Source organism: Candidatus Infernicultor aquiphilus (assembly GCF_002784285.1).
Classification (GTDB): domain Bacteria; phylum Atribacterota; class Phoenicimicrobiia; order Phoenicimicrobiales; family Phoenicimicrobiaceae; genus Infernicultor; species Infernicultor aquiphilus.
Map to the genome: position 1 here is coordinate 5,449 of NZ_PFKO01000091.1, position 6,185 is coordinate 11,633.

General features: G+C 33.6%; 8 protein-coding genes. 7 read left to right on the top strand and 1 reads right to left on the bottom strand.

Going from position 1 to position 6,185, the window contains the following annotated elements:
- The first annotated feature begins 270 nt into the window (after positions 1 to 270).
- The gene (gene lgt / locus COZ07_RS02620; protein WP_406607038.1) at positions 271 to 1,107 is read left to right on the top strand and encodes a prolipoprotein diacylglyceryl transferase; all 837 of its coding nucleotides are present in this window, start codon (positions 271 to 273) and stop codon (positions 1,105 to 1,107) included.
- A gap of 20 nt (positions 1,108 to 1,127) precedes the next feature.
- On the opposite strand, the gene COZ07_RS02625 is transcribed toward lgt, so the two are convergent.
- The gene (locus COZ07_RS02625) at positions 1,128 to 1,430 is read right to left on the bottom strand and encodes a hypothetical protein (RefSeq protein ID WP_406607039.1); all 303 of its coding nucleotides are present in this window, start codon (positions 1,428 to 1,430) and stop codon (positions 1,128 to 1,130) included.
- Positions 1,431 to 1,773: 343 nt separating this feature from the next.
- Between COZ07_RS02625 and COZ07_RS02630 the strand changes: the two genes are divergently transcribed.
- The 6 genes from COZ07_RS02630 to COZ07_RS02655 all read left to right on the top strand — a co-directional run bounded on the left by COZ07_RS02630 (position 1,774) and on the right by COZ07_RS02655 (position 6,090).
- Positions 1,774 to 2,052: a nickel-binding protein gene (locus COZ07_RS02630; RefSeq protein ID WP_406607040.1), complete on the top strand. Its 279-nt coding sequence runs from the start codon at positions 1,774 to 1,776 to the stop codon at positions 2,050 to 2,052.
- A 249-nt stretch (positions 2,053 to 2,301) separates the two neighbouring features.
- A complete protein-coding gene (locus COZ07_RS02635) occupies positions 2,302 to 2,772 on the top strand; it encodes a GNAT family N-acetyltransferase (RefSeq protein WP_406607041.1) in 471 nt (156 codons plus the stop codon).
- Positions 2,773 to 2,883: 111 nt separating this feature from the next.
- Positions 2,884 to 3,645, top strand: a complete 762-nt coding sequence (locus COZ07_RS02640) for a class I SAM-dependent methyltransferase (RefSeq protein WP_406607042.1) — start codon at positions 2,884 to 2,886, stop codon at positions 3,643 to 3,645.
- A 135-nt stretch (positions 3,646 to 3,780) separates the two neighbouring features.
- Complete coding sequence (locus COZ07_RS02645; protein WP_406607043.1) at positions 3,781 to 4,410, top strand: zinc-ribbon domain containing protein; 630 nt, start codon at positions 3,781 to 3,783, stop codon at positions 4,408 to 4,410.
- Between the two features lie 49 nt (positions 4,411 to 4,459).
- Positions 4,460 to 4,705 carry a hypothetical protein gene (locus COZ07_RS02650; protein ID WP_406607044.1) on the top strand — a complete coding sequence of 82 codons (246 nt, stop codon included), beginning with the start codon at positions 4,460 to 4,462 and terminating at the stop codon, positions 4,703 to 4,705.
- 38 nt (positions 4,706 to 4,743) lie between these two features.
- On the top strand, positions 4,744 to 6,090 hold the full coding sequence (locus tag COZ07_RS02655; RefSeq protein ID WP_406607045.1) for a F390 synthetase-related protein: 1,347 nt from the start codon (positions 4,744 to 4,746) through the stop codon (positions 6,088 to 6,090).
- The last annotated feature ends 95 nt before the right edge of the window (positions 6,091 to 6,185 follow it).

Sequence of the window (6,185 nt, forward strand, 5' to 3'; positions counted from 1 at the left end):
AATGATATCTTTAAAGGGGCGCTATTGTGTAGCCCCATTTTTTCATCAGATAGAAGAACATTGCTAGAAAAATCAAGCATTTATTATACTTGTAATCTTTCTATAATTGTGTTATCTTTTATAAAATAATAACACAATATCTTGAAAAGTCAATTATTTTTAAAAAGCTTCACCTCCCATAGCCTTGAATGTTACAGAGGCTTTACAGGAAACTGTAGTCTCTGTGGAGTTCTATCGCTGAAGCAAAACACTAGGAAGAATTACAGGAAAATGGAACAAATTTTTGGTTTCAGTTGGTCTCATATACCAGAGCACATAAATCCAGTATTTTATTCTTTTGGTTTGGTGAAAATCCATTGGTATGGATTAATGTATGGTGTAGCTTTTGTTATTGTTTATTTATTAGTGGTTTATAGAATTAGAACAGAAAGATTTAAATATTCAAAAGACACTATATTTAATTTTATGCTTTACGCTATCTTAGGGGTTTTAGTAGGTGGTAGATTAGGATACATTATTACTTCTGATTTTAAGTACTATTTAGCTAATCCATTAAAAATTATTTCTCCCTTTGATTTTTCCAATGGGCTTCAATATACTGGTATTTTAGGGATGGCTTATCATGGTGGGCTAATTGCTGTATTACTGATTTATATTATTTTTTGTTATCAGAAAAAAATAAATCATTGGCATTTTGCTGACCTTTTTGTTCCTGCTATTCCTTTAGGCTATGCCTTTGGCAGATTAGGTAATTTTATAAACGGTGAGCTTTATGGTCGGGTTACTACCTTACCCTGGGGGATGTATTTTCCTTTAGACCCTACTCATCAATTAAGGCATCCCTCTCAGCTTTACGAAGCTTTTTTTGAAGGGATATTCTTATTTTTGATTTTTTGGAGGATAAGGAAAAGAAAATATTTTGATGGTTTTTTTCTTTCTCTTTATCTTATAGGATATGGTTTAGCTCGTTTTTTTATCGAATTTGTTCGAGAACCGATTTCCGGTGCAGCCTTTAGATTAGGTCCTTTTAATTTAGCTCAGATTTTTTGTATAGGAATGATGTTAGTAGGAATTTTTATTATTCTGATAAAAAAACCAGCCAAATAATCTGGCCCTTAGTAAAAAATTTAGGATGAATATTCTTCTTTGGCAATAAAATGACCTCCAGTGATTTCTTCAGATATCTTCCGGTAATTTTTATCAAATCCTAAATATAAATTAATTCTATTATGGCAAGAAGAACCAATTAATTCTTTTCTAAAGATAAAGGCTGGTCCTTCTTCTTTATAAGTGGGAGAAAGGTCATTATATTTTCTGATAAGTGTTTTAAATTTTTCTCCGCATTCATCGCACTGACTATAAATCCAGAGAAGTCCAGAGGAATCTTCTTCTCTTTTCCCAAATAATTTTTTAAAAAAATTAGGACTCATTGCCATCCCTCCTTAAAAATTTGTATAGACAAATGAAAAAATTAATTTGAGCAGGACAATATTAATATTTTGATTAATTATAACATAATCTAAATTTGATTTAAATTAAGATATAGGAATAAAGGGGACGGTTGTGGAAGGCATGGGAAGGCATGGGGTCAAATCTTTATTCTTGACAAATAGTTTAATTAACTGTCAAGAATAAAGATTTGACCCCAGTGTTCCCTATGAGGAGGGGTTGCCTATGATAAACAAAGACTGGCTCCCCGTTTACAGGTAGAGGAGGAGTCGACTGATACCATCTCAATTGCCTGGCAGACTTAAAACAAAGGAGGTGAAAAAAATGGCTAAATTTTTAGTTGTTCATCCGGTAGGTAAAGAGTTAACTGCGGAGGCTGCCACACCTTTTGCGAAGGCACTGAAGGCAAATCACACAATTGATGCTTATTGGATTGGAAGCCGGTATGCCCGCGAGGAAGGTAAATTATACTGTGAATTTGATGCAAAAGATGCTGAATCTATCCGTCAAGTCCTCGCTAAAGCAGCTAAAATTGCGGGGGAATTGCCTACAGAAGGGATTTATAAGATCGAGTTAATGATTAACTCTGAAGACTTCAGATAATTTTAATTTTCAAAGGATAATGGGGACGGTTCTATTTTTTTCTAATAATAAGATAAAAAACAGCCAAAAATAGAACCTTCCCCATTATCACATTTATGGAAGTTGTGAAGCTTGACCCCGGATCTTCTTTAGTTATGTTAATATCATTTCATTGTAAGCGGTTTACAGAGAATTATATATATTATCTATGTGACAACAATATGATATTGTATAATTAAATTATGTTATAAAGAAAGTAAGTGATAGATAATGAATTTAAAATTAGAAATTTTAACTGAAGATCATGCAAAACAAATATGTTGTTGGAAATACGAAGAAATTTATTCTATTTATAATTTTCCGGATTGGGATACTCTAAAGCAACAAAGATGGGGGATAACAATAGAGGAAAAAAGAAAGAATGAATTTACTGCCGTTATTGATGAGAGTAATAATTTATGTGGATATATAAGATTTGTAGAAAATAAGGATTTTGTTTTAGTTGGATTGGGATTAAAGCCTTCATTGTGTGGGCAAGGTTTAGGCAATATCATTATGGAATTGCTAAAAAATGAGTGCAAAAAGAGGCATGGCAGTAAAAAGGTTGCTTTAGAAGTCCGTTCTTTCAATAAACGAGCAATCAAATGTTATGAAAAGGCTGGTTTTGAAATAACCGATGTTTACCAAAAGGATACTTTAATAGGTAGTGATGAATTTGTAATGATGGAATATAAATGCTGACATAATATTTAAAAGTTTTGATATTTAAGTCAGGTGACGAGACAGTTTCTTAATTTACGTAAATTCGTTATAAATACTATTGAAATTTTTTAAAGTTAGGGTTATAAAGAGATGACAATAAGAAAAGTTGATACAGATTTTATCAGAAAATCATTTACCACAGAAAAAACAGTTTTAGATTATACAAAGGCAGTTAGGGAAATTGGTCTTTGGGAATCTGAAAAGATGATGATTAAAAAATATTTTAATCCGGAAAACCGAATTTTAGATATCGGATGTGGTGCAGGGAGAACGAGCATAGGGCTCTACAAGCTTGGTTATCATTTGATAGAAGGCTTAGATTTATCGGAAGCCATGATAGCACAAGCCAGAAGAATCAGTAAAGAATTGAAATATGATATAACCTTTAGTGTGGGGGATGCGGCTTGTTTAGATTATGATGATGAAACCTTTGAGGTAGCACTATTTTCCTTTAATGGGATAATGCAGATACCGGGAAAGGAAAATCGCATAAAGGTGTTAAAAGAGATAAAGCGAATATTAAAATCTGAAGGATATTTCTTATTTACCACTCATGACCGCGATAGCGGCAAAGAGTATGAATCATTTTGGCAAGAGGAGAAGAAAAAGTGGGCATTGCATATACAGGATAAAAGTTTGCACGAGTTTGGGGATAGGGTCATTAAAATGGAAGAGAGGGATACTTTTCTTCATTTTCCAACCAGAGAAGAAGTAATTTCATGTTTAAAAGAAGCAGGATTTGTCTTAATTGAGAGAATATTGCGCTCCGTATTGTGTGAAGAGTCAGAAGAAGTAAAGAAGTTTTCAACCGATTGCGTGCTGTGGCTGGTTCACAAGCCTTTGAAGTTGTGAAGCCTGACCCCAAAGCCAAGCTCACCATGAGTTTACGCCCTTATTCTTCGGGACATTGTTCCCTTCGGTCGTAACGTCGTATATGTTGATACTGTTAAACACAATGTTAACTAGTAGTTTAATGAGGTGAAGAAGATGAATAAGAATGAAATTCTCAGAGTTGCTGCTAATGAATTTGCTGAAAAAACACATAAGTTATCCAGTCCTCTCGAAATTGCCATAATAGGTTCTGTGGCTGGAAATGACCCCTATCCCAATGATCTTGATTTAGTCATCATTATCCGTAATCTTGAGGAGATTGCAGCTGTAGCAAAGTACGCCCGACAGATGAGCAGGCACTATCATGGCTGGGAAGTTTTTCTCTTTGATGAGAATGTATCAATCATAGGCAGGATCTGCCACCGTAAAAAGTGCCCGGGGCAATCAGTTGACTGTTCCGTTCCAGGGTGTGGTGAGCCACCTCATCTAAGGGTCCATTCTGATTTTAAATACCAGGAAAAGATATTTTTCAATTCACCCATTGACGTTCTCTGGACCTCTTTCAAGACGAGTCGTTTACTTGAGCACAAAGATGAGTTAGGCATCACTGAATCACGGAGATATCCTGTGTTGGAGGATATTAAGATAAAGTGCGTACTTTGTGGTAAAATATTTTTATTCACTGCCAGTGAACAGAAGTGGTACAAAAAACAGGGATTTAGCCCACCCAAACGATGTCCGGATTGCATAGAACGGGAACGCATCAAGGGGTTAAGAAATTGGTAATTTGGCTGTGGACTACTGTCGAATAACTTACAGATAAGGGGAGAGGAGAATGGTTAAAGAAGAAAGTGAGGAGAAGATAAATTTGAAAAGAATAACCTATACAAGTTTAATAAACAGAACATTGGAAATGTATATGAAAGGTGATTATTTGGAAGCCTATAATTTCATAACAGAGAATTATAAAGGTATAAAAGGTAATCTTGCTCAAATATACAATTTTCGCTATGCAATTACCAATACAGATAATTTTAATGAAATATTACCAAAGGCAATTGAATTTATTTCGAAGAATTAGATAATTATTAAAAAATGGGAAGGAGGCGTCGGTCTGAAATGGAATTTGAAACAAGATTCCCACTCATTTTTTATATCTTATCAAAATATCGTTTTAGATTTTGGTCTGAAAAAAATATAAAGAAATATCAAGAAAAGAAAACAAAAGAAATGGCAAGGTATGCTGTTGAACATTCAAAATTCTTTAAAGAACATTACCATAAGTACGATATAAACAAATATTCATCTTTGCCACTAGTCAACAAAAAAATAATGATGGACAATTTAACTGAATATAACACCCTGGGACTAAATAAGGGTGATTTAATCCATTTTGCTCTGAACGTTGAAAAAACCAGAGACTTCTTAGCAAGATTCAATGGCATTAATATAGGTATGTCTTCCGGAACAAGCGGTAACAAAGGTATTGTTATCACCACAAAAAAAGAAGAGAATTACATCAAAGCAATGTATGCTTCAAGATTGGTTTTGCCAAAAGGAGAAAAACTAAATGGTGCATTTATTTTAAGAGTAAGTACACCGGCATTTAACTATCATCAATCAGGAAACAAGCTGACTTATATAAACCAGCTACAGCCACTAGAAAAAATAATAGAACAGCTTGAAAAACTGAATCCAAATGTGGTGTCTGCACCGCCAAGCCTGTTGAAAATATTGGCAACAGAACTTCTAAAAAGAAGACTAAAAATAAGTCCAAAATTACTATATTCTTATGCTGAGGTTCTCTACCCGGAGGTTAAGGAATATTTAGAAAAAAATTTCAAGTGTAAGGTTCATGAAGTCTATCAAGGTAGTGAAGGATATTATGCTTTAACCTGTAGACATGGTAATCTGCACATTAATGAGGATATGGTCTTTTTTGAACTCCTTGATGATAGAGGACTGCCAACAAAAGACGGTGAGCCATGTCATAAACTCTTAGTTACCGACCTACATAAAAAATCACAACCAATAATAAGATACGAACTTAATGACATAATAACCATAAGCAAGAAAAGATGCAGCTGTGGTTCAAATTTTAGAGTGATTAAACAGATACAAGGAAGAGCAGATGATATGTTTTGGGGAGTAAAAACGGACACCAAAGAACCTCAATTTATATTCCAGGATTACATCAGCAGAACAATAATTTCTACTTCAGAAGACATTGAGGAATATCAGGCAACACAAGATAGTTACACAGAGATTAGATTAAGGATCCAATTAAAGAAAGGTTCAAATAAAGAAAAAATCAAAGAACAATTAATACAAAAATTAAAAAAAGTATTTTCAAAGCACCACTGTGTTGAGCCAGAAGTTGAGGTTATATTTTGCAAGTCCTTATTGAATAAAGGATCAAATAAACTGATCAGGATTAAATGTAACATAGGAAAGAAAAATGAATAAAAGAATAGATTCATTAGATTATTTAAGAGGGATATCTTTAATCCTGGTTGTATTTTTTCACACCTCGGTTTATAGTTTTGTAAATATTGACAAAA